Source organism: Aeromonas encheleia (assembly GCF_900637545.1).
Taxonomy (GTDB): Bacteria; Pseudomonadota; Gammaproteobacteria; order Enterobacterales; family Aeromonadaceae; genus Aeromonas; species Aeromonas encheleia.
This window is the reverse complement of the sequence record NZ_LR134376.1, coordinates 3,491,439-3,512,567: the sequence shown is the minus strand read 5'-3', so window position 1 is coordinate 3,512,567 and position 21,129 is coordinate 3,491,439. Positions and strand designations below refer to the sequence as shown.

Below are 21,129 nucleotides of genomic sequence, written 5' to 3'. Positions count from 1 at the left end.
ATTATGTTTATTCACTGGTCGGCCCGCAACCGACAATTTATAATGCGCACCATTAGAAAAACTCATCGTCGGTCATCTCATGTCTCGTCGTTTACCCCCGCTCAATGCACTGAAAGCGTTTGAAGCCGCCGCCCGTCACTTAAGCTTTACCCGGGCAGCGGAAGAGCTGTTCGTGACGCAGGCCGCCATCAGCCACCAGATCAAGGCGCTGGAAGAGTACCTCGGCATCAAGCTGTTTCGCCGCAAGAACCGCTCCCTGCTGTTGACCGAGGAGGGGCAGAGTTACTTCCTCGACATCAAGGACATCTTCGCCTCCATCTCCGAGGCGACCGACAAGCTGCTGGCCCGCAGCGCCAAGGGCGCGCTCACCGTCAGCCTGCAGCCGAGCTTTGCCATCCAGTGGTTGGTGCCCAGGCTGGTGAAGTTCAGCGAACGCCATCCGGACATAGACGTGCGGATCAAGGCGGTGGACATGGACGAAGGCTCGCTCACCGATGACGTGGACGTGGCCATCTACTATGGTCGCGGCAACTGGCCGGGACTGCGCTGTGACAAGCTGCACACCGAATACCTGATCCCGGTCTGCTCGCCGCTGCTGCTGACCGGCCCCAAGCCGCTGCGCACCCCGGAGGATCTGGTCCGGCACACCCTGCTGCACGACACCTCCCGTCGCGACTGGAAGGCCTGGTTCCGCCAGCTCGACATCGATGCGCCCAACGTCAACCAGGGGCCCATCTTCAGCCACTCCACCATGGTGATCCAGGCGGCGATCCACGGCCAGGGGGTGGCGCTCGGCCACAGCGTGCTAGCCCAGCCCGAGATCGAGGCGGGTCGTCTCATCTGCCCGTTCGAGCAGGTACTGGTCAGCAAGAACGCCTTCTATCTGGTGTGCCAGGAGCAGCAGTCGGATCAGGGCAAGATAGTGGCCTTCCGCGACTGGATGCTGGAGCTGGTGGAGCAGGAGGAGGCCCGCCGCCGGGCGCGTCTCGCCGATGCCTGAGGTGATGAGGGAAGGGGCGACTGACGCCCCCATTCGCATTCTGCTGGCCCACGGTGCCGGTGCCGGCATGGAGCACGACTTCCTCGCCCGGCTCTCTGCCTTGCTGGCGGGACCGGACATCGAGGTAGTCCGCTTCAACTTCCCCTACATGAGCAAGCGGGCCCTGGATGGCAAGCGCAGGCCGCCAGACAGGCAGCCGGTGTTGCTCGCCCACTGGCGCGAGATGGTGCACCAGTTTGCCCATCCCCGGCTGTTTCTGGCGGGCAAGTCCATGGGGGGACGGATGGCGGCCGCTCTTTATGACAACGAAGGCGACGAGATGAATGCTGCAGGATTGCTCATTCTCGGGTATCCTTTCCACCCCCCGGCCAAGCCCGACAGCTGGCGGGGCGAGGTGCTCAAGCAGATCAAGACGCCGACCCTGTTGTTGCAGGGGGAGCGCGACACCTTCGGCAGCCGTGCCGAACTGGCCGATTTCCCCTTCTCACCCGCCGTATCGGTCCACTGGCTGACCGATGGTGATCATGGCTTCAAGCCGAGAAAAGCCAGCGGGGTGAGCGAGCAGGAGAACCTGCAACAGGCGGCGGATCAGATGAGGCGCTTTATCGACGCGACCTCGGCAACGCGCTGAGCGCCTTGAAGAGCAAGGAGAGTGGGATGCAAATCCATCGACATTGGCTGGTGCTGGCCGGCCTGTTCGGCCTGACGGCTACCATGCTGGGGGCCTATGGCGCCCACGGACTGGCGGCGACCGGCATCGATGCCGGCCGTCTGGCGGCGTTCAACACCGCCGTGCAGTATCAGTTTTTTCACGCACTGGCCCTGTTGATCCTGGGTTGGTGCGGTGTGCGCAGCAAGGTGATCACCTTCGCTGGCACCGCCTTTGTGCTGGGGATCCTGGGATTCTCCGGCAGTATTTATGCCATGGTGCTGCTTGGCAGCAAGGGGCTGGGGCTCATCACCCCGGCCGGTGGCCTCTGTTTTATGTTGGGATGGACGGCTCTGATATGGGCTGGCTGTCGTCTTGGAGGAAAGAATGAATAATCTGCTGCTTTATTGCCGCCCCGGTTTTGAGAAAGAGGCGGCGGCAGAGATCACCGAACGTGCCAGTAGCATGCAGTGTTACGGTTTCGCCCGGGTCAAGGACGACAGCGGCTATGTGATTTTCGAGTTGTATGACGAGGAGCAGGCCGATCTGCTGGCCCGCAAGCTGCCGTTCAAGGAGCTTATCTTCATCCGCCAGATGCTGGTGGTGACCCATGAGCTGAAGGATCTGGATCTGTCCGATCGGATCTCGCCCATCATAGAGGCGGCCAGCGGCTACACCATCTGTGGCGATCTGCGGGTCGAGACCGCCGACACCAACGAAGCGAAAGAGTTGTCGGCCTTCTGCCGCAAGTTCACAGTGCCGCTGCGCCAGGCGCTGCGCAGCAACGAGTTGCTGACCAAGAAGGAGACGCCGCACCGTCCGGTGTTCCACGCCTTCTTCATGGCCAACGATCACCTGCTGATTGGTTACTCCTACTCGTTCAACAACTCCGAATTCCACATGGGCATTCCGCGTCTGCGCTGCCCGCCGGATGCACCGAGCCGCTCCAGCCTCAAGCTGGAAGAGGCCTTCTATGTGTTCGTGCCCAAGGAAGAGTGGGATCTGCGCCTCACCTCCGGCATGAAGGCCGTCGATCTGGGCGCCTGCCCGGGTGGCTGGACTTATCAGCTGGTGCGTCGCGGCATGATGGTGACCGCGGTGGATAACGGCACCATGGCCCCGTCCCTGATGGACACAGGTCAGGTCAAACACCTGCGCGATGACGGCTTCGTCTGGCGTCCCAGCAAGAAGAACATCTACTGGCTGGTGTGCGACATGGTGGAGAAGCCGGCACGGGTGACCCACATGATCGCCGACTGGTTCCGCGAGAACGACTGCCAGGAGGCCATGTTCAACCTCAAGCTGCCGATGAAGAAGCGCTATGCCGAGGCGGTGCACAACATAGAGGTGTTGCGTGGCCTGCTCAAGGAGATCGACAATGCGTTCGTGATCCAGGCCAAGCAGCTCTATCACGATCGGGAAGAGATCACGGTGCACGTCTACAACAAGTACTGGGTCTCCAAGCTGGAGCCCAAGGTCTGACCTCGGGATAGCACTCTCGCAGTCATCGTGACGGCAAAACAGAACCGGACGGGTATACCCGTCCGGTTTTTTGTTATGCGGTTCTCTTAGAAACGGTAGTCGAAGCGCATCATGGACTCGTCATCCGTGATCTTGAGCTCTACCTGCAGCGGTATGGTCTTGTCGGTCGGGTTGAACTGCATCTTGACCCCATCCCCCCTCAGCTTGACCGCCGTGTTGATGCCGCCGGCGTTGAACTTGATCCTGGGTTTGTGCTTTTCGAAGGAGAGACTCACGCTCTTCTCGGCCGTCAGGTTCAGTTTCTGGTAGGGGGTGATCTGCTGGGCGCCATTGCTGTCGGTCATGATGTCCACGCCAAACGAGAGCTGTTTGGGAGCCTTGAGCAGGTCGTTGGTATCGATAGTGGACTGCCAGACTTGCGCGGCCGGTTGAGCGCTCTGGGGCGGTGGCGTCAACCAGGCGTTGTCGATGGGTCTGTCTAATGCCATGGCACTGCTGCTGAAGATCAGCAAGATGAACGTAGCACGCATAGTGGATCTCCTTATCCCTCATATGAACATAGTATTCATCTGACGAGGGAGGTAGGGGGATCCGGTATAAAACAAAGGGAGCCGAGGCTCCCTTTTAAAATCATATGGTTAGGCGTATTTACAGACGGTCGATGATGGCCTGGGTAAATTCGCTGGTGGAGGCGCTGCCCCCCAGATCCCGCGTCACCCGATCACCTGACTCTATGGTCGAACGCACCGCCTCGCGGATGCGCTCGGCCTTGTCCTGCATGCCGAGATATTCCAGCATCTGGATGGAGGCAAGGATCACCGAGGTCGGGTTGGCGATGTTCTTGCCGGCGATATCCGGCGCCGAGCCGTGTACCGCTTCGAAGATGGCGGCACCCTCGCCGATGTTGGCACCAGGGGCCATGCCCAGTCCGCCGACCAGACCGGCACAGAGATCCGAGAGGATGTCGCCGAACAGGTTGGTGGTGACCATCACATCGAACCGCTCCGGGTACATCACCAGGTTCATGCAGGCGGCGTCGACGATCATCTCCTCGTTCTGGATATCCGGATAACGGGCGGCGACCTCGCGTGCCACTTCCAGGAACAGGCCTGAGGTGGACTTGAGGATGTTGGCCTTGTGGATGATGGTGACCTTCTTGCGGCCTTCCTGGCGGGCCAGCTCGAAGGCGAAGGTGACGATGCGCTCGGCGCCGTCACGGGTGATGATGCTCATCGCCTCGGCGCTCTGGTTGTCATCGCTGCGCTTCTGGCCCGCACCCGAGTACATGCCCTCGGTGTTCTCACGCACAGTGATGATGTCGATGTTGTCGTAACGGCTGCGGGTGCCCTTGAAGGAGATGACAGGGCGCACGTTGGCGTAGAGGTTGAACTTCTTGCGCAGGGAGACGTTGATGGAGGTAAAACCACCGCCGACCGGAGTGGTGAGCGGGCCCTTCAGGCTGACCTTGTTCTTCTCGATCAGATCCAGCGTGGCCTGGGGCAGCAGCTCGCCGTGCTTCTCCAGTGCGACCAGGCCGGCATCGGCGTAGTCGTAGTCAAAGTCACAACCGGCGTGAGTCAGGATCTGGATGGCGGATTCGATGATGCTGGGGCCTATGCCGTCGCCCGGAATGACGGTAATTTTTCTTTTTGACATGAGAGGTATCCACTTCTAGGGAACAGAGGGGGAGGATTCGGCTGTTTTATACCATTTTTGCACCACATCCTCCATGTTTCTTTACATTCATCCCACTTATGTCAACAGGAGCCGCACCATCGGATGCAGCGTGCTGACGGCCTGCCTCATTCACCGGCTTGCGGTGGGTAGCGTATCTCCCGCAGGTTGAAGCCGAGCGGAATATCCCGCTGCAGGCGCACCAGCCGCTGGGCCAGCAGCGCCTCATCCTGATGCTGGCGCAACTTGAGCAGGGGCTTGCCGGCCTCTTCCTGCTGGCAGGCGCTGAGCAGGGCGGCCAGGTTGCCATGTTGCAGCAATAACGCGGTGGCGGTCTTGGGGCCTATGCCCGGCACCCCCTTGATGTTGGAGCCGCCGATGCCGGTCAGGGCCCAGAAGTCCACCAGCTGGTCGGGGGTGACGCCATATTGCTGCTGCACGAAGGCCGCATCCAGCCAGCGCTTGTTGAAATGGTCCCGGATCTGGATCTGCGGGCAGATGAGCTGGCAGAACCCCTTGTCGGTGGAGATGATGGTGGCCCTGGCTCCGTGCTGGGCAATCCCGCTGGCTAAGGTGGCGATAAGATCGTCCGCCTCGTCGGTCTGGGAGAGCAGGGCATCCACGCCGCACTCCCAGAAGGCATCCTGCAGGTCGGCCAGCCCGTCGCGCAGCTCGGCTGGCATGGGGGTGCGCCCCTCCTTGTAGGCCGGATAGATCTCCTTGCGCCAGCTGTGCACCTCGCCGTCAAACACCGCTATGACGTGGGTCGGCTCGCTGCTGGCCAGCAGCTTCTTGCAGGTGTTGATGAGATTGGCGCGGGTGGCGAGCAAGGCCTGGGCCGGGGTCAGCGCCTGCTGGGCCTGGACCGCATGCAGACGACGGATGAGGTTGAGGGCATCGATGATGAGCAGGTGTGGCCTGAGGTTTGACATGGGGCGCTCTTGGAAGTCGGGACGGCCCATTGTAACAAGGGACGGGCGTCATGGTAGCCCTTCATGTGCTGGGGGAGAGAGGGGCACCCGGGTGCCCCTACTGTCATGATCGGCGCAGTGCCGTCAGCTCGCCGCTTACTTTACTATCTCGTAGCAGGGGATGTATTGGCTGCCGGGCAGCTTCATCCGTTGCTGTCTGACGAAACTCTCCAGCAGCCGGTCCATCAGGTGCATCAGCTCCTTGTCACCGTGCAGCTTGAAGGGGCCCTTCTTCTCGATGGCGCGGATGCCCCCTTCCTTCACGTTGCCGGCGACTATGCCGGAGAAGGCGCGGCGCAGGTTGGCAGCCAGCAGCTGGGGTGGCTGGTTGCGGTGCAGATCCAGGCTGGCCATGCTGGCGTGATCCGGCTCGAATGGCAGCTGGAACTCCGGCTCGATCCGCAAGGACCAGTTGAAGGAGTAGGCATCCCCGACAGACTTGCGGTATTCGCGGATCTTGGGCATGGCCTCCTTCATGACGCGAGCCACCTCGGGCGCATCGCCGATGATGATCCGGTAGAGGCGGGTGGCCGGTTCCCCCAGGGTCGCCTTGACGAAGTCGTCGATGGCGCGGAAGTAGTCGGCACTCTCCTTGGGACCAGTCAGTATGATGGGGATGGGTTGGCGCTCGTTGGCCGGGTGCATCATGATGCCGAGCAGGTAGAGCAGCTCCTCGGCGGTACCGACCCCACCGGGGAAGATGATGATGCCGTGGCCCAGGCGTACGAAGGCCTCCAGCCGCTTCTCGATGTCCGGCAGGATCACCAGCTCGTTGACGATGGGGTTGGGCGGCTCGGCGGCGATGATGGACGGCTCGGTGAGGCCGACATAGCGGCCGTTGCGTACCCGCTGCTTGGCGTGGCCGACGGCGGCCCCCTTCATGGGACCCTCCATGGCGCCCGGGCCGCAACCGGTGCAGATGTTCAGCTCCCTCAGCCCCAGCTCACTGCCCACCGAGCGGGTGTACTGGTACTCGATCTCGTTGATGGAGTGGCCGCCCCAGCACACTACCAGGTTGGGATCCGCCCCCGGCAGGATCGCCTTGGCGTTGCGCAGTATGGCGAACACCAGGTTGGAGAGGTGGGTGGCGTTGGTCAGATTGACCTGGCGGTTCGACTCCAGCTGGGCCGAGACGTAGAGGATGTCCCGCAGCACGGAGAACAGATGCTCCTGGATGCCGCGGATGATCTCGCCATCGACGAAGGCGTGCTCGGGTGCATTGAACAGCTCGAGTTTGACCCCGCGCTCGCGCCGGATCACATGAATGTCGAAAGACTTGAAGCGCTCCAGTATCTCTTTGGAGCTGTCGGTGTGGCTGCCGGAGTTGAGCACCGCCAGCGAGCAGTTGCGAAACAGTTGATAGATATCGCTGGAGGCGGTCTGCTTGAGGCGATCCACCTCGAGTTGGGACAGCAAGTCCATGCTGCCGACAGGATTGATGTGCGTAATCATAAGTTCCCCTTCACTCGTCTTGTTATCGTTGTGCTTTCCCTGGGGAGAAAACGGGATGCCGTGACATCCCTCGATTTCGATAGTAGAGGCAAGCGGTGGGGCAGGGGAATAGGGCTGGAGTGCGTTTGCCGGTTTTTTAGCCAGCGGTCAGGCCGGGTTCAGGCCAGATTGACCTGATCCCGCCCCAGATTTTTGGAGCTGTAGAGCGCCTTGTCGGCCCGCTCGAACGCATCAGTGGTGTGATCCCCTTCGCGAAATAGGGTGGCGCCGATGGAGATGGTGATCTCGACCCTGGCGTCCCTAAACCGGAACGGGATGCTCTTGATGGTCTGACGCAGGTTTTCCAGCGGTTTCTGGTACTTGTCCGGGTTGATGTTCGGCAGCAGCACCACGAACTCCTCTCCGCCGAAGCGAGCGATGAAATCGGTATCACGCAAGGCGCTCTGCAGGGCCTTGGCGACCACCTTCAGCGCCTTGTCACCGGCCATGTGGCCGTAGTTGTCGTTGATGTTCTTGAAGTGGTCGATGTCGATGATGGCCAGGCACAGCGGGGTGCTGTAACGCAGCCAGCGCTTGTATTCCAGTTCGAGCCGCTCGTCGAGCGCCGCCCGATTGTGGACCTGGGTCAGGCTGTCGAGGAACAGCTTGTGCTTCTGGATGGTGAGCCGCTTCTTGTACTCGGCGGTCTCCTCCTTCATCAGCCGCAGCTTGGCTTCCATGTTGGACAGGTGGGTGAGCAGATGGCGCTCACGGCTGGCCATGGTTTCCCTGTCCTGCTGCAGGTGGCGAATGGTGTCCAGGTGGCCAGCGATGGCGCCCTTGAGCTCCATGGGGGAGTTGTGCCTGGCCAGGGTGTGATCGATGGCCTCCAGCTCCCGATCGAGCGCCTGGCCGCTGAGCAGGGTGGCATTTTGCAGCGCCCGACCCTCGTCGAGGGATTCGGTGAAGCTGAAATGGACCGCCGACAGGCTCTCGTTGAGGGTGCTGAGGAAGGCCTGGGAGGACTTACGCTCCTCCCGGGTGCCCTCGATGATGAGCTCGATGATCTGCAGGCAGATCTCGGCCAGCAGCGGCGGCGTGATGCCCCCCAGCAGCTGGCGGCGGATGTCCGCCAGGCTCTCGCCCACGGCACCGGCGAAGTCGAGCTCGGTGATGAGCCGCTGCAACTCGTCGGCAATCTGGGCGTGGGCCTTCACATCGAAGGGATCCATGGGACCGGGCGCCGCCAGATCGGTGGCCGCCCCCTGCGTCGGGGTGAGCAGCGGCTGGGTCGGCAGCAGCTGGATCTTGATGGCCTGCTGGTAGAACTCCAGCAGACGGACCACCTTCTTCTGGTGATCGCCGATGCCATAGCCTTCGGGGCTCGTCAGGAACTCCTTGAGCGAGCGGCGGGTCTCTTCCGGGAAGCCCTTGATGGACTTGAGCTGCTTGCTGCCCAGTTCTATGGTGGCCTGGGTCAGGCTGATGGACTCCTCCAGCGCGCTGCCGTGTTGCTGCAGCAGCTTCTCGATGGCGGCCAGATCCCCATCCAGCGACGAGAGCGGGGGATTGCCATCGAGTTTCTGCTTGAGCTTGGCGAGCCGGTTGTCCAGTTCACGATCGTGACCGCGGCAGGCCTGCATCAGCTTGCCGATGAACTGGATGCTGCGGGTGCGCTCGGCATCGGAGAACGTGGCCATGCCATCGAGCTCCTGCTGTTTTTGCTGGAGGGATTCCCTGAGTCTTGCCAGTTGTCCTGTTACGGCAGCGATGTCATTCATTATTCAGGTCGCCCTGTTCATTATCGTTTTTGTATCGTCCAGCAACAGTAAGCCAATGAAAGACCCCGTTGAGTACCTAATGTCATGGGTTGTCCGGCACTTTCGTCCGTGAAAGCTGAAGCCAATTAACCCATTGCTTTTCATGAGAAGAATTTACTTTTACCAGTCCCTTGTCAATTGCCATCAAGCAGCATTGCCACACATCGCCATTAAAAAACGCGGCCTGTTGGCAATCGATGGCGGCCAGCTCCAACCAGACGCTTTGGCGGTGTTTTTCACTGAGCTGCATGGCCCCTGACAGCGCCAGATAGCAGAGGTCGAACAGGCCGTGGTGGTCGAGCGCGGTCGCCGCCTTCGGCAGGAAGGGGTGGCTGACGATGCCGAGGCTGATGTGGCGATCCAGCGGGTAGTCACAGGGGAAGGCGGCCAGGGTATCGAGCAGCTCCTGTGCCAGCTGATGCAGCTGGGCCACGTGGCGCTGCGGCACCACATACAGCAGATGGCCCTCGCGCAGATCGTAGATGCGGCCATCCTGCGGGGTCAGCCGGTTGATGTAGTGGCCGAAGGCCTGCTCTATTTCGCGGCTGACCTGATAACCGTGCCGCTCCAGGCTGTTGACCAGGAAGGGCACCCGAAACAGCAGGTAGTGCAGCTTGTCGTCAAACTCGCTGGTGGGCTGCTCGCTCAGATACCAGCGCTCGGATTTCTGCTGGCGCTTGGCCATCTCCCGCGGCCAGCGGCTCATCAGCCGTTGCCAGTTGGCCAGGCCGCTGCGCGGCTCGATCAGCAGGGCCTCTCCCAGCTGCCTGGCATTGAGGCGGGCGACCCGCAGCTTGAGCCAGAGCGTGAAGAACAGGTAGATGAACAGGGCCAGCAGCAGGCCGGTGCTGACGCTGGACCAGAGATAGCGCTCCTGCTGATGCTGGCTGACGTCGAGGCGCTGCTCCAGCTCCTTGACCTGCTGTACGCGCTCCACCTGGGCATAGTTGTCACGGACCGCTTCCTGCTCCAGATCGAGCTGCTGCTGGCGCACCAACTCGCTGCGCTGGTGATAATTCTTGTAGCTGTCGAGGGCCTGCTTGAGGTAGCCCTTCTGCTCGTAGGCGATGGAGAGCAGGCGAAAGATCTCGAACTGGCGGCGGATGTCCCCGAGCCGGTTGGCCAGGGTCAGGGCGTTTTCCAGCTGCAGTATGGCGATCCCCGCCTCCTTCTGCTTGAGGTGCAGCTCCCCGAGCAGCAGCAGGGTGTCGATCAGCGACTCCTTGTCATCTCCCATCTCGTGGGACTGGCGCGCCGCGTTGAGGTAGTTGCGGGCCAGGGTCAGGTTGCCGGTCTGCAGATAGGTCTTGCCGATCTCGAACTTGAGGTGGGCGATGCGGGTGCGGCTGTTGTTCTCGTCGAGCAGGTCCAGCGCGTTGAAGAAATAGACCAACGCCATGTTCATCTCGCCCTGATCGCGGTTGAGGCGGGCGAGCACGATCAGCGCATCGCTCAGCAGGGAAGGGTTGCCGAGCGCGTGGAAGTAGTTGGCGGCCTCATTGGCATATTGCAGCGCCTTCTGCGGCTCCTGCTCCTCCTGATAGAGGTTGACGACCTGGTTCGACAGCAGGCCGAGGAACAGCGGATCCTGCAGGTTTTTGGCCTGCTGCTGGGCATCGATGTAGTCGCCGAGGGCCAGCTGGGGTTGTCCGAGTGCGTGGTAGAGATCCCCCCCCACGGCACTGACCCAGGCCATGGCCAGGGGATTCTTGGCCTGCTCCGCCCATTGGTGGGCCTCGCTCAGCTGGCGCTTGGCCAGATCGAACTGCTGCCCCTCTATGCTGGCGTTGACGTGCAGCAGCCGGCTATAGACCTGCAGCTGGCTCTCCTTGAGGCCGGGGTTGGCCAGCAACTTGTCCAGCTCATCGAGCAGGATGGCGCCGGCGCCATGGGATCTCTCCTGCTGGTTCCGGCTGCGGACCTTGAGGTAGAGACCGTGGGCCTGCAGCTCGAACTGCTGCTCCTTCTCGGCCATGGCGATGGCCTGATCGAGGGATTCCTGGGCCAGCCTGAACTGCCCCAGTTGCTGCAGGCACTCGCCCTTGAGCAGATGGGCCCCGGTGGCCTGGGTGGCCGTGCCATAGCTCAGCATCGGCTCCCGATAGCCGTATTCCTGGCGGTTACTGATGATTTGCTTGGGATTATTGGCTGTGCGTTCGAGGAAGGAGGAGGCAATCTGGACACATCTGGCGGGATCGGTCAGCACCAGGGTCTGGGCCTGTTGCAGATCGATAGACAACTGCTCCTTGGCCAGATCCAGATCCGGAGCCGACAGGGAGGACATCATCATTGCCAGAAAAAACAGTTGATTCATTGGATTGAGAGCAGCACAGGGGTGCAGGCATGTTATCCAAGCCCCCCCTGTGCGTCCAGAGTTTACTGATGGCTTGCGCGACGGGCCGCCGGGCCCCGCCCGTCAGCCGCGTCCCGCGGTTACTGGCGGATGAGGCGCAGGTTGGCGGGCACCCGCTCCCAGTCGCTGCGGAAGGGGTTGATGTCCAGCCCGCCGCGGCGGGTATAACGGGCATAGACGGTCAGCTGGCTCGGGCCGCAGAAGTGCTTGAGATCGATGAAGATGCGCTCGATGCACTGCTCGTGGAACTCGTTGTGCTGGCGGAACGAGATGAGATAGCGCAAGAGTTTTTCCCGATCGAGGCGCGGGCCGCGGTAGTGGATCACCAGGGATCCCCAGTCCGGCTGGCGTGTGACCAGACAGTTGGACTTGAGCAGATGGCTGTGCAGCGTCTCTTCGACGATGTCAGTGCCCGCCGCGCCCTGCAGCAGGGTCTGGTCGAACTCGTAGTCGTCGATCTCGATGTCCTGCTCGTCGATGCACTCCCCCGGCAGCGCCGCTATCTGATGGGGCGCCTGATCGAGCGGGAACAGGGTGACGCTCACCTCGCTGCCGGCGCAGGCGCTCAGATCCTTGACCAGCAGGGCCTGCACCGCCGCCAGCGAGTCGCAGCGGGTCTGGTTGAAGGAGTTGAGGTAGAGCTTGAACGACTTGGATTCGATGAGGTTCGGGCTGGTGGCGGGCACGGCCACCTCGCCGAGCGCCACCATGGGCTTGCCTTTGGCATTGAGCCAGGAGAGCTCGTACAGGGTCCAGACGTCGCAACCCTGGAAGGGCAGGGTCTCGCCCAGGCCCAGATCGTCGCGGTTCAGGCTGCGTGGCACGGGTTGCAACAGCTCAGGGGCGTACTGGCTGATGTAGGCCGACTGCTGACCCAGGCTCAGGCCCTGCAGCGCGCTGGCGCCCGCGTATCTCTCTTGTTTGCTCATGCTTGTTTGCTCAACGGTTTGATGGTGCAATGACCGGCTTTTGCGGTCATTTTATTGCGGCTATCCTTGGCCGCTATTGTGGGGAATATCGATGTCGGATCAAGTCTTGTCTGCCCTGGAGCAGTTTTTTTTACGCTGGCAGCGCGATGGCGAGGCGAGGCGGGGCCTGCCCCTGTGCGAGTGGGAGCCGCAATGGCGCTCGCCCTGTGAGCTGGATGAACCCAAGGAGGGGAGGGTGGCCTGGCGCCCGGTGCAACGCGACACACCGGCGGATTTCACCGCCATGAGCGAGGCGCTGGAGCTGGTGCTGCATCCCGCCGCCCTCGCCCTGTTCGGCCACTGGTTCAGCCGCCCCATCCCCTGCTCCTACAAGGGGCTGCGCATCGAGTTGATCCTGCCCTGGAACGAGGCTGATCTGGACTTGCTCAGGGAGAACCTCATCGGTCACCTGCTGATGCTGCGCAAGCTGAAACGCTCGCCGTCGCTGTTCATCGCCACCACCCGCAACGAGATGACGCTGATCTCGCTGGATAACGAGAGCGGCCAGGTCTGGCTGGAATGGCTCGACTCCGGCCGCCGCCTGTCGCTGGCCCCCTCGTTGCCGGCGTTCCTCACCCGGCTGGAGACCCTGCCGTACTGAAGTGGGTCTGAGGGCGGGCAGTGCTCGGCCCCAAGCCCTGAGCCGGCGTGAATGAGAAGGGCCTTGCCAGCTGGCAAGGCCCTTCTCTATGTGCGGCGTTTGGTGCGGCGCAGACCTCCTTAATCCTTGAAGTCCCAGGAGAGGTTGGAGACCAGCCGGCAGGCATCGCACCTGAAGTCGAAGATCTCGTGCAGCGGCGCCTCGAGTGCCCAGTCACCGCCACAGCCGGGGCAGGGGCGTGCCTGTTCCGCGGCCTTGCTCAGGCCGCCGACCCGATAGAGGTAGTAGTAGGTCGGGATCCCGCTCGAGCCCTCCAGCCGTTTGGCGAGATCGCTGCCCCGGCGCTGCAGGCGGCTGCCCACCTCGCCTATCTCGTGCAGCGCCGCGTGTTCGGCGATGGAGCCGTTCATCTGCAGCTGATCGCAGGCCTCCCAGTCCTCCTGCCACTTGATGATCTGCTTGTGGTCGCCGTTGGCGATGGCGGGCAGGCGGTAGAGCGGGATGGGGGCGAAATGATCGCCGCAGCGCAGCGGCGAGCAGCTGTGCAGGAAGCTGGTGTAGAGCAGCATCCAGCTAGGTCGCTCATCGCCATGGCCACAGGGGTCCGTGCTGTCGGACAGCAGATCCATCCCTTGCAGATGCGTCTTTGAGGCGAGCAGATGGCCCTGGCCGCAGGGATCCGTGCTGTCGGAGAGCAGATCCATGCCTTGCTGATGCGTCTTTGAGGCGAGCAGATGGCCCTGGCCGCAGGGATCCGTGCTGTCGGAGAGCAGATCCATCCCTTGCAGATGCAGCTTGGGGGCCAGCAGACCGGCCTGGTGCAGGCCCTGTTCGGCCAGCGCGACCTGCTCGCTCTGATTATCCGGGTGCAGGCTGTCTTGCTCGGGGCAGACGACCCGGCTGACGAAGCAACCATCCTGCATGCTGGTGGGAAACTCCCGCCCCAGGATCTGACCCTGATAGCGCAGCATGTCCAGGTAGTTGACTATGGCCTGCTCGGCCTCGCCGAGGGAGGTGTCGCGGTAGCATACAAAGCTGAGTTCGAGGATGTACATGGCGGCGCTCAGTCCGGCTGCTTGAGCAGCAGGGCGGTCAGGCGATCGACCTTCTGCTCGAGCCGATCGAGTTGCTCGCTCAGCTGTTGCAGGCTGACCACCTCAGCCGGGGGCGCTGCGACCACCGGGGGCGTGGCCGCAATCGGCTCGGCCGGCTGGGGTTGCTGCTTCCATTGGCTCAACACCTTGAGCAGCTCGGCCATGGGCACGGGGTGACTGAGGCGGGCCTTGACCATGGCGGTCGAGGGGGTGATCCCCCTGGCACTCAGTTCGTTGGCGATCTTGATGATCTCTTGGGCTGACATCTGGGCTTCTCACTGCGACCTGACTGGCGGCCGTCTTGCTGCTTGCGGATGGAGGCACAGATCTTAATCAAAGCCTGCCCTTCAGGAAAGCAGAGCGAAGGGCGCCGGCTCAGTTTGTTGGGGCGGGGGGAAGCCAGGGCGATTGAGAGGTGATTGGGGCACAGAGCTCAAACCCCGCCCGTCAGGCAAGCGGGCCGACGCTGGCCCGCTCAGTTTGCCTGGCGCAGCATCACGTCCAGCTGGTCGATGGCTTCCGACCAGTCGGAGTCATTCCAGAGCGCGTCGCGCAGAAACACCGCCTGGGAAGGATTCCAGAAAGTGGCCTCGGGCAGCAGGGTCTGGTTGTCCAGGTGGTGTTCGCGGATGAAGCGGTGCAGGCTTATTTCGTCATTGGCCAGGCCCAATTGGGCAAACAGGGCGGACATGTCGTGGGTCAGCAATTCCATCTCGTATCTCCTTGAGGGCGATTGTCGAGAATTATAGCCAGCCTCGTCACCATTGCCCCCAACCGCCGCTACGAAGGCAGGCGATGAGGGGGCAGCTCGATCCCGGCGACGTGCAGGCCCTGCATGCAGAGTTGGCCCTGGTAATGGCTCTCCCCATCGCTGGAGAACTCGAACTGGTAATAGGTCAGCAGGCGCAGAGGCTTGTGCCCCAGGGCGCGGTGGGTGCGGGCCAGCGACAGCAGTTGCAGATCGTGATGCTGGCAGTAACGCCGCATGTATTGCCAGGCCAGTTCCGCCTGGCGGCGCTGTTGCCAGAAGGCCCCACCGACGAAAATCAGCAGCAAGATTCCAAGCATTTCTCCCATCAGCGGGTTCCTTCTGTGAGGTATGAATGAGGGCCCTGGCCCGCCCTGAACGATGGGGGCCAGGGCCGTCGCGCCGAATATGGCTATGCCGAGGCGAACAACCGGCCTATGGCCTGGCCGAGGGCATCGCTGCGCTCGGGGTCACGCAATCTCGCCAGCATATCATTGCGCAGGGCCGGCAGGGTCACCAGCTCGGCAAACAGCTGATTGAAGAACTGGGCCGGTTGCAGCGCCAGCTGCTCCAGAAACAGGCTGAGCAGCGCGGGGGACTGCAGATCGGGCCAGAGGCGGCCGGCGATGGCGAGCAGCAGGGCCGGGCTCGGCTGGGTTTGCAGCAGGGTCAGCAGCTTGTTGCTGCGCAGCTTGTTGCCGGGGCAGGAGGCCAGCGCCCGGCACAGATAGGCCAGGGTCTCGGCATTGGGGGCCGCGCACTCCTGCTCCTTGCCGATGCGCTCGAGCAGCGCGCCTTGCAGCGCTGGCGGCAGCGGGGCGTTCTCCAGGCTCTGGCACAGGGCATAGAGCGGGGCCTGGGGCAGTCGCGGCAGCGCCTTGCACACCAGCGCCAGATTGCGCTCGTCCTGCAGCCGCTCGGCCAGATCGGCGAAGCCTTGCAGCCCCAGGCTCTGCCAGCCCTCTTCACCCGGTGCCGCCAGATAGTGACAGAGAGCGTCGTAGTAGGCGGAAGGGGCCTGCTCCAGCTGGCGGGCCAGCTTGGCGTGCAGGCTGGCCATCTTGGCCTCGGCCGGGCGGAAGGTGTAGGGATTGTCGGCCAGTCGCTGGGCCTTATCCTCATCCAGCTCGCCGGTCAGCTTGTAACCCAGCGTCTCGATCACCTGATCCATGAAGTGCTTGGGGCCGCTGCCGATGAGCAGACCGCGCTCATCGAGCGCGAACTTGAGGAACCAGAGGTAGTGTCTGGATTCGGCCGGCTGGAAGAAGTGCACGCCGAGCCAGGCGTGCTGCTGCAGCGGCCAGGGGTAGGGCTCCTGCTGCTGTTCGATGCGCACGAAGAGATCGCGCGCCAGCGGGCGCACCTGGCGGCCCATGTCGAACAGCTGGAACTCGGTATCGGCCTGGGTCAGGAATTCGGTCAGGGTATTGATGTCAGACATGTGATGGTCCGGCTTAAAGAGGATGCCGGCGATTATAAGGAGGCTGCATCAGATAGCCAGTGGTGGCGTGCGAGGGCGCGGCCGTGATGGCAACATGGCAGCCGCCGGGGGGGCGGTGTATAGTAGCGCCCCTTTTTGATGAGCTCGGCCATCTCCCTCTGTCATGCAGTGGGTGGGCCGTTAATGTGGTGATGAGGAAGAGAGCGAGATGAATCAATATTTGCTGGTAGCCAACCTGCTGGGTGAACTCACCGCCGAGTTGCAACGCCTCGATCGCTGGCAAGCCGAGCATCCGGGGGCCGAGGCGCTGGCGAGCGAGCTACCATTCTGCGTCGATACCCTGAGCTTCGATCAATGGCTGCAGTTCGTGTTGATCCCGCGCATGGAGCAGCTGGTGATGTTGCAGGCGCCGCTGCCAACCAGCGTCTCCCTCTATCCCATGGCGAGCGAAGTCTACAAGGAAGAGCTGGCCGAGGTCGCCGATCTGCTGCGGCTGATCGGCCGCTTCGATCTGCTGCTGAGTGGCAAGGTGGTAGAGCAATAATGAAGCTGACTCGGCTCTATCAGAAGGAAGCGCTGGCTGGGGTCATGGGGCCTCTGCGTCTCATCGGAAGTTGTTACGACCTGCTGTCAGGTGGCAAGGCGGTGGAGCAATGAAACTGACCCTGCTCTATCAGGATGACTGGCTGGTGGCGGTCAACAAGCCGTCCGGCCTGCTGGTGCACCGCAGCTGGCTCGACAAGGCCGAGACCCGTTTCGCCATGCAGATGACCCGGGATCTCATCGGCGGTCGCCACGTCTACCCCGTGCACCGGCTCGATCGCCCCACCTCGGGGGTGCTGCTGTTTGCACTGGACTCGGCGGTGGCGCGCACCCTGACCGAGGCGTTTGCCGCCCGCAAGGTGCACAAGGAGTACCTGGCGCTGGTGCGGGGCTGGGCGCCCGAGCAGGGGCTGATTGACCATCCGCTCAAAGAGCAGCTGGACAAGATCGCCGATGCCATGAGCAACCCCGATCGTCCCGCCCAGGAGGCGGTGACCACGTTTCGCAGCCTGCACCGGGTCGAGTTGCCCCATGCGGTCTCCAAGAAGCATCCCACCAGCCGTTACAGCCTGGTCCGGCTCTTCCCCAAGACGGGCCGCAAGCATCAGCTGCGTCGCCACCTGGATCACCTGTTCCACCCCATCGTCGGTGATACCACCCACGGTGATGGTCGTCATAATCGCTTCTTCCGCGAGCATTATGGCTGTGAGCGGCTGCTGCTGGTCGCCCACAAGTTGAGCTTCGAGCACCCGGTGCTCAAGGTGCCGATGCGGATCCAGGCTCCGCTCGGACCAGAGGTGCTGGGTCTGTTTGCCAGGCTGGGCTGGCCTGCCAGCGAGAGCGACTACGCGGTCTAGCCATCCCCACGGTCTGTTGCCTCTGACCGGGCTGTGGCATGCTATAGGCCACGTCAGTCAGAGGAACAGGTTATGGTTCAGAGAGATACCCCGCTAGCCACCCCGCGTGCCCCGCGCCTGCCGGGGGCCAAGACCCAGAACATCCTGCGAGATCCAGGCCCTCTTCTTCGCCAGAGGAGCCGCTGATGGCCGAGATAGATATCCTGGTCGGCACCGTCTATGGCTCGGCCATGCTGGTGGCCGAGACCCTGAGCGATCATCTGCAAGCCGAGGGCCATGTCTGCCGGATCTTCGACGAAGCCGAGCTGGAGGACATAGACGCGTCCCGCTTCTTGCTGCTGATCAGTGCTACCACCGGGCAGGGCGACATTCCCCCCAACCTGCTGCCCTTTGCCAGCGCCCTGGCCGATCGGGCGCCCTACATGAAAGGGTGGCGTTATGCCCTCATCGCCATGGGGGACAGCAGTTACGAACACTTCTGCGGGGCCGGTCGCCAGTTGGATGGGTTGTTGCAGGATCTGGCCGCCGAGGCCCTGGTACCGCGTCTGGAGATAGACGCGACTGTGGAAGATGAGCCTGAAGTTGCAGCCATGGCCTGGTTGAAAACCTGGGAAAATAAACTGTAATCCTCTTGGCCCAATATTCTTATTTTATCCCCCATCGGCTTGCCGCTGGGGGATAGTTATTTTGGGGGGCAGCCAAGCTTTCTCTTAAATATATCCTGTACTTTGTCAGGTTATTTTCTGTACCCGCACTCCGCTAAAAAAGCCGTTATTCATCAGAACTGCGACAAGTTACAAAATTAAAAGTTCCGCATTGAAAGCGATTTCAGTCATGTTTTCGTCATGGAATTGAGGGTTTTCATCTTATTCCTCATCGCAAATTAATAGTTGAAAGCGATTTCATTGGTGATTTATTGCTTATTTGTTGGGTCTAGTGATGCATTGGTTGTTGTTATTGTCAGTTTTCCATCCCTCACTCACTCGTCAGGGGTGTGGTGCGCGATTTGTCGCCGTTTTGTGAATCAGCTCATGTTTGTCGCGAAATTCGCTACTTATAATCGACCCCGGTTATCACCGAAATGATTTCTGGTGATAAGAACTTGAATATCAGGATCACACTCCCAGCGGGAATAAGGAAAAATGAAAATGAAAGCAAAGTGGCTCCCGATTGCAGCAGCAGTAACCGCTGCCCTGGCTTCCCAAGCCGCCTTCGCCGTTGATTTCCACGGCTACTTCCGTTCAGGTGTTGGTGTTTCCGACAACGGTGAAATGCAGACTCTGAACAAGCAGCGTGTCGGTCGTCTGGGCAACGAGAATGAAACCTACGGTGAAGTTCAACTGGGTCAGGAAGTCTTCAGCAAGGATAATAAAACCTTCTATGTAGATTCCATGTTTGCTATGACCTCAGGCCAGAAGCGTGACTGGGAAGGTGAAGAAAATGACGCCGATTTTGCTCTGCGTCAGTTCAACGTGCAGGCCAAGAACCTGTTTGGTGGTGGCGAAACCCTCTGGGCCGGTAAGCGTTACTACCAACGTCATGATATCCACCTGTCCGACTTCTACTACTGGGACGTCTCCGGTGCTGGTGCCGGTGTAGAAAACATCCAGGCGGGCCCAGGTAAACTCTCTGTGGCCGTTGTCCGCAACGATCCGTGGGATTCTTACGATACTATCGATGGTGACAGTAGCACTCTCGACACCAATGTTTTTGACATTCGTTACGCGGGCATCCCCCTGTGGAAAGATGCTTCCCTTGAGCTGGGCTATGACTTCGCCAATGCCAACCCGACCGATCAACAGGACGCACAGTACCCGAATATCGACGATGGTCACATGCTCACTGGAGAGTTGACTTGGGCCGTGATGGGTGGTTTCAACAAGACCGTAGTCCAGTACTTTATCGACGGTTTGGCCGGCCAAGCCTCCAACTACGGTAGCGGCTCAGGCAGCGGCCTGACAGCAAACTCAGGTAGCGGTGATGGTATCCGTCTGATCAACCACGGGGTGATTTCACTCGGTGAGAAGGTCGAACTGGGTCACCAGTTGGTCTATGGCAAGTCCAGTGACTTCGCTCAGATCGAGAAGGGGGTAATGAGAGAGTACGATGATCGTGATACCTTCTCGGTGGTTATTCGTCCTGCTTATAAGTGGAACGACTACATGAAGACCTACCTGGAAGCGGGCTACTTCAAGGATCAGCAGACCTTGAAGGGAGGCTCTGAGACCAGCACTGATGGTTCCAAATACACCTTGGCGCAGGCTTGGTCTGCCGGTCCTGGCTGGTGGTCCCGTCCGGAGCTTCGCGTGTTCGCCAGCTACCTGCAACAGGATGGAGCCTTCCGTGCTGACAGTAATGGTGTTAGGCAGGATGACACCTGGACCGTGGGTGTTCAGGCAGAAGCTTGGTGGTAATCTGAGTCTTACTTGATACACTGTGCCCCCGCTTGTCGGGGGCATTTTTTTCTAAATGGACTTGCATCACTATGAAACAGAATCTTTTTTTCTTGACCGTGATCGGTGGAATCGTGTTAGGCGGTTGCTCTTCCTTCGAAGCCCAGGTCGCGCCGACGCAACAATATAAGTCTGTGGTCAGCAACCGGGACGCCGCAGTTTCAGCCTTGTCGAATGCTTCCGTATGCTGCCGTGATCTGTCCTCATTGCCCTATAAAGAGCTACCCGTAGGTTCGGGACAAGTGGTTCCTATCGATGCCTCTTCCCCGGTTTACCGGTTTGAAGAAGGCAGAAGCTATTTTGCAGCCTATCGTTTGCCGGTAAACAGTGGCGATCTGCGGATCACGGTGGAGGGGATCGTCGATCACACGTTGTTCAACCCCGTAGCACTGATGCTGGACTCGCGCTTCAAGGTGACCCGTAAGCTGGGACCCGAGACCTTCAAGTATGAACCGGCCAGATTTATGAGTGGGGATCGGATGGAGGCGGTGTTTACCGTGGATAGATCCCAGGTCGGCAATCCCAATAACGAAAGTTACATGCTGATTTACACCGACGAATCCAAGCTGGGAGAGGCCACAACGGTCATGAGTCAGACCAAGCTGATGGCCAAGTCCTTGTCGGTGGTGGACTATGGTGCCAAGGATCCTGTGGTCCCTCATTCCCCATGGGGAGTGGTACGACTCTCGGTAGAAGATTTGAGTGGTAAGCAGACTAACAGCAACTATTACAAGCCAAGCTATGATGCACCGATCGCCCCTCCAACCCCTGCCGTAGAAGCCACGCCGAACAAACTGGTAGTTACTCCTGTGGCGGCGACGGGCGCCAGCGTGGCAACGGCATCCATGATGGCAGAGACTGAAGCCTTCTATAACAGCCAGATCGAGAAGGCGGTCAAGGCCGGTGACATCGACAAGGCGATGCAGTTGGTGAACGAGGCAGAACGTGCTGGCTCGACCAAGGCCAAGTCGGTCTTTATTGATGCGGTCAAACGCTCACAGAAGAATTAAATAGCCGCGTTTAAATCGGCTAATATTTATTTGA

Annotated in this window: 22 protein-coding genes; 10 read left to right on the top strand and 12 right to left on the bottom strand. The window is 60.9% G+C overall.

The window, feature by feature from the left end; translation table 11 throughout:
- The first annotated feature begins 79 nt into the window (after window positions 1–79).
- Genes EL255_RS16150 through rlmM form a run of 4 tightly spaced genes read left to right on the top strand, consistent with a single transcriptional unit; the run spans window position 80 to window position 3,131 of the window.
- Window positions 80–1,000: a transcriptional regulator GcvA gene (locus tag EL255_RS16150; RefSeq protein ID WP_042654091.1), complete on the top strand. Its 921-nt coding sequence runs from the start codon at window positions 80–82 to the stop codon at window positions 998–1,000.
- Window positions 993–1,631, top strand: coding sequence for an alpha/beta fold hydrolase (locus EL255_RS16145; RefSeq protein WP_042654090.1), 639 nt, complete (start codon window positions 993–995; stop codon window positions 1,629–1,631). Before EL255_RS16150 ends, EL255_RS16145 begins: the two co-directional genes overlap by 8 nt.
- A gap of 26 nt (window positions 1,632–1,657) precedes the next feature.
- A complete protein-coding gene (locus EL255_RS16140; RefSeq protein WP_042654089.1) occupies window positions 1,658–2,044 on the top strand; it encodes a DUF423 domain-containing protein in 387 nt (128 codons plus the stop codon).
- Window positions 2,037–3,131 carry a 23S rRNA (cytidine(2498)-2'-O)-methyltransferase RlmM gene (gene rlmM / locus EL255_RS16135; protein WP_042654088.1) on the top strand — a complete coding sequence of 365 codons (1,095 nt, stop codon included), beginning with the start codon at window positions 2,037–2,039 and terminating at the stop codon, window positions 3,129–3,131. The genes EL255_RS16140 and rlmM overlap by 8 nt, the downstream gene beginning before the upstream one ends.
- Window positions 3,132–3,217: 86 nt before the next feature.
- Here the strand turns inward: rlmM and EL255_RS16130 are convergent, their stop codons facing one another.
- The 7 genes from EL255_RS16130 to queF form a co-directional block, all read right to left on the bottom strand.
- Entirely contained in the window at window positions 3,218–3,661 is a 444-nt protein-coding gene (locus EL255_RS16130) for a hypothetical protein (RefSeq protein WP_042654087.1), read from the bottom strand.
- A gap of 118 nt (window positions 3,662–3,779) precedes the next feature.
- Window positions 3,780–4,787 carry an isocitrate dehydrogenase gene (locus tag EL255_RS16125; protein WP_042654086.1) on the bottom strand — a complete coding sequence of 336 codons (1,008 nt, stop codon included), beginning with the start codon at window positions 4,785–4,787 and terminating at the stop codon, window positions 3,780–3,782.
- A gap of 146 nt (window positions 4,788–4,933) precedes the next feature.
- Complete coding sequence (gene xni, locus EL255_RS16120; RefSeq protein WP_042654317.1) at window positions 4,934–5,737, bottom strand: flap endonuclease Xni; 804 nt, start codon at window positions 5,735–5,737, stop codon at window positions 4,934–4,936.
- Window positions 5,738–5,872: 135 nt separating this feature from the next.
- Window positions 5,873–7,228, bottom strand: a complete 1,356-nt coding sequence (gene ppnN, locus EL255_RS16115) for a nucleotide 5'-monophosphate nucleosidase PpnN (protein ID WP_042654085.1) — start codon at window positions 7,226–7,228, stop codon at window positions 5,873–5,875.
- A gap of 158 nt (window positions 7,229–7,386) precedes the next feature.
- A complete protein-coding gene (locus tag EL255_RS16110) occupies window positions 7,387–8,988 on the bottom strand; it encodes a GGDEF domain-containing protein (RefSeq protein ID WP_042654084.1) in 1,602 nt (533 codons plus the stop codon).
- A gap of 82 nt (window positions 8,989–9,070) precedes the next feature.
- Window positions 9,071–11,341, bottom strand: a complete 2,271-nt coding sequence (locus EL255_RS16105; protein WP_042654083.1) for a hypothetical protein — start codon at window positions 11,339–11,341, stop codon at window positions 9,071–9,073.
- A 119-nt stretch (window positions 11,342–11,460) separates the two neighbouring features.
- Window positions 11,461–12,309: an NADPH-dependent 7-cyano-7-deazaguanine reductase QueF gene (queF, locus tag EL255_RS16100; RefSeq protein ID WP_042654082.1), complete on the bottom strand. Its 849-nt coding sequence runs from the start codon at window positions 12,307–12,309 to the stop codon at window positions 11,461–11,463.
- 91 nt (window positions 12,310–12,400) lie between these two features.
- Here queF and syd point away from each other — a divergent pair, with 91 nt between their 5' ends.
- A complete protein-coding gene (syd, locus tag EL255_RS16095) occupies window positions 12,401–12,949 on the top strand; it encodes a SecY-interacting protein (RefSeq protein WP_042654081.1) in 549 nt (182 codons plus the stop codon).
- A 119-nt stretch (window positions 12,950–13,068) separates the two neighbouring features.
- Here the strand turns inward: syd and EL255_RS16090 are convergent, their stop codons facing one another.
- From EL255_RS16090 to EL255_RS16070, 5 genes are all read right to left on the bottom strand, one after another.
- Window positions 13,069–14,004 (bottom strand): Zn-ribbon-containing protein, encoded by a 936-nt coding sequence (locus EL255_RS16090; protein ID WP_042654080.1) that lies wholly within the window; start codon window positions 14,002–14,004, stop codon window positions 13,069–13,071.
- Window positions 14,005–14,012: 8 nt separating this feature from the next.
- Window positions 14,013–14,309 (bottom strand): hypothetical protein, encoded by a 297-nt coding sequence (locus EL255_RS16085; protein ID WP_042654079.1) that lies wholly within the window; start codon window positions 14,307–14,309, stop codon window positions 14,013–14,015.
- 209 nt (window positions 14,310–14,518) lie between these two features.
- Window positions 14,519–14,755 (bottom strand): DUF2789 domain-containing protein, encoded by a 237-nt coding sequence (locus tag EL255_RS16080; protein ID WP_042654078.1) that lies wholly within the window; start codon window positions 14,753–14,755, stop codon window positions 14,519–14,521.
- Window positions 14,756–14,823: 68 nt separating this feature from the next.
- Window positions 14,824–15,120 (bottom strand): DUF3301 domain-containing protein, encoded by a 297-nt coding sequence (locus EL255_RS16075; protein ID WP_042654077.1) that lies wholly within the window; start codon window positions 15,118–15,120, stop codon window positions 14,824–14,826.
- Between the two features lie 83 nt (window positions 15,121–15,203).
- Window positions 15,204–16,232, bottom strand: coding sequence for a DUF3549 family protein (locus tag EL255_RS16070; RefSeq protein WP_042654076.1), 1,029 nt, complete (start codon window positions 16,230–16,232; stop codon window positions 15,204–15,206).
- A 208-nt stretch (window positions 16,233–16,440) separates the two neighbouring features.
- Between EL255_RS16070 and EL255_RS16065 the strand changes: the two genes are divergently transcribed.
- From EL255_RS16065 to EL255_RS16045, 5 genes are all read left to right on the top strand, one after another.
- Window positions 16,441–16,776: a YqcC family protein gene (locus EL255_RS16065; RefSeq protein WP_042654075.1), complete on the top strand. Its 336-nt coding sequence runs from the start codon at window positions 16,441–16,443 to the stop codon at window positions 16,774–16,776.
- A 109-nt stretch (window positions 16,777–16,885) separates the two neighbouring features.
- The gene (gene truC / locus EL255_RS16060) at window positions 16,886–17,632 is read left to right on the top strand and encodes a tRNA pseudouridine(65) synthase TruC (protein WP_042654074.1); all 747 of its coding nucleotides are present in this window, start codon (window positions 16,886–16,888) and stop codon (window positions 17,630–17,632) included.
- 185 nt (window positions 17,633–17,817) lie between these two features.
- Window positions 17,818–18,258, top strand: a complete 441-nt coding sequence (locus EL255_RS16055; RefSeq protein ID WP_042654073.1) for a flavodoxin — start codon at window positions 17,818–17,820, stop codon at window positions 18,256–18,258.
- Window positions 18,259–18,780: 522 nt separating this feature from the next.
- Complete coding sequence (locus tag EL255_RS16050) at window positions 18,781–20,046, top strand: maltoporin (RefSeq protein WP_042654072.1); 1,266 nt, start codon at window positions 18,781–18,783, stop codon at window positions 20,044–20,046.
- Between the two features lie 71 nt (window positions 20,047–20,117).
- Window positions 20,118–21,095, top strand: coding sequence for a MalM family protein (locus EL255_RS16045; protein WP_084228370.1), 978 nt, complete (start codon window positions 20,118–20,120; stop codon window positions 21,093–21,095).
- Window positions 21,096–21,129 lie beyond the last annotated feature (34 nt).

Bases quoted from the DNA above. Each gene is read 5' to 3' on its own strand.
- EL255_RS16150 (WP_042654091.1), top strand. From the start codon at position 80: ATGTCTCGTCGTTTACCCCCGCTCAATGCACTGAAAGCGTTTGAAGCC.
- EL255_RS16145 (WP_042654090.1), top strand. From the start codon at position 993: ATGCCTGAGGTGATGAGGGAAGGGGCGACTGACGCCCCCATTCGCATT.
- EL255_RS16140 (WP_042654089.1), top strand. From the start codon at position 1,658: ATGCAAATCCATCGACATTGGCTGGTGCTGGCCGGCCTGTTCGGCCTG.
- rlmM (WP_042654088.1), top strand. From the start codon at position 2,037: ATGAATAATCTGCTGCTTTATTGCCGCCCCGGTTTTGAGAAAGAGGCG.
- EL255_RS16130 (WP_042654087.1), bottom strand. From the start codon at position 3,661: ATGCGTGCTACGTTCATCTTGCTGATCTTCAGCAGCAGTGCCATGGCA.
- EL255_RS16125 (WP_042654086.1), bottom strand. From the start codon at position 4,787: ATGTCAAAAAGAAAAATTACCGTCATTCCGGGCGACGGCATAGGCCCC.
- xni (WP_042654317.1), bottom strand. From the start codon at position 5,737: ATGTCAAACCTCAGGCCACACCTGCTCATCATCGATGCCCTCAACCTC.
- ppnN (WP_042654085.1), bottom strand. From the start codon at position 7,228: ATGATTACGCACATCAATCCTGTCGGCAGCATGGACTTGCTGTCCCAA.
- EL255_RS16110 (WP_042654084.1), bottom strand. From the start codon at position 8,988: ATGAATGACATCGCTGCCGTAACAGGACAACTGGCAAGACTCAGGGAA.
- EL255_RS16105 (WP_042654083.1), bottom strand. From the start codon at position 11,341: ATGAATCAACTGTTTTTTCTGGCAATGATGATGTCCTCCCTGTCGGCT.
- queF (WP_042654082.1), bottom strand. From the start codon at position 12,309: ATGAGCAAACAAGAGAGATACGCGGGCGCCAGCGCGCTGCAGGGCCTG.
- syd (WP_042654081.1), top strand. From the start codon at position 12,401: ATGTCGGATCAAGTCTTGTCTGCCCTGGAGCAGTTTTTTTTACGCTGG.
- EL255_RS16090 (WP_042654080.1), bottom strand. From the start codon at position 14,004: ATGTACATCCTCGAACTCAGCTTTGTATGCTACCGCGACACCTCCCTC.
- EL255_RS16085 (WP_042654079.1), bottom strand. From the start codon at position 14,309: ATGTCAGCCCAAGAGATCATCAAGATCGCCAACGAACTGAGTGCCAGG.
- EL255_RS16080 (WP_042654078.1), bottom strand. From the start codon at position 14,755: ATGGAATTGCTGACCCACGACATGTCCGCCCTGTTTGCCCAATTGGGC.
- EL255_RS16075 (WP_042654077.1), bottom strand. From the start codon at position 15,120: ATGGGAGAAATGCTTGGAATCTTGCTGCTGATTTTCGTCGGTGGGGCC.
- EL255_RS16070 (WP_042654076.1), bottom strand. From the start codon at position 16,232: ATGTCTGACATCAATACCCTGACCGAATTCCTGACCCAGGCCGATACC.
- EL255_RS16065 (WP_042654075.1), top strand. From the start codon at position 16,441: ATGAATCAATATTTGCTGGTAGCCAACCTGCTGGGTGAACTCACCGCC.
- truC (WP_042654074.1), top strand. From the start codon at position 16,886: ATGAAACTGACCCTGCTCTATCAGGATGACTGGCTGGTGGCGGTCAAC.
- EL255_RS16055 (WP_042654073.1), top strand. From the start codon at position 17,818: ATGGCCGAGATAGATATCCTGGTCGGCACCGTCTATGGCTCGGCCATG.
- EL255_RS16050 (WP_042654072.1), top strand. From the start codon at position 18,781: ATGAAAGCAAAGTGGCTCCCGATTGCAGCAGCAGTAACCGCTGCCCTG.
- EL255_RS16045 (WP_084228370.1), top strand. From the start codon at position 20,118: ATGAAACAGAATCTTTTTTTCTTGACCGTGATCGGTGGAATCGTGTTA.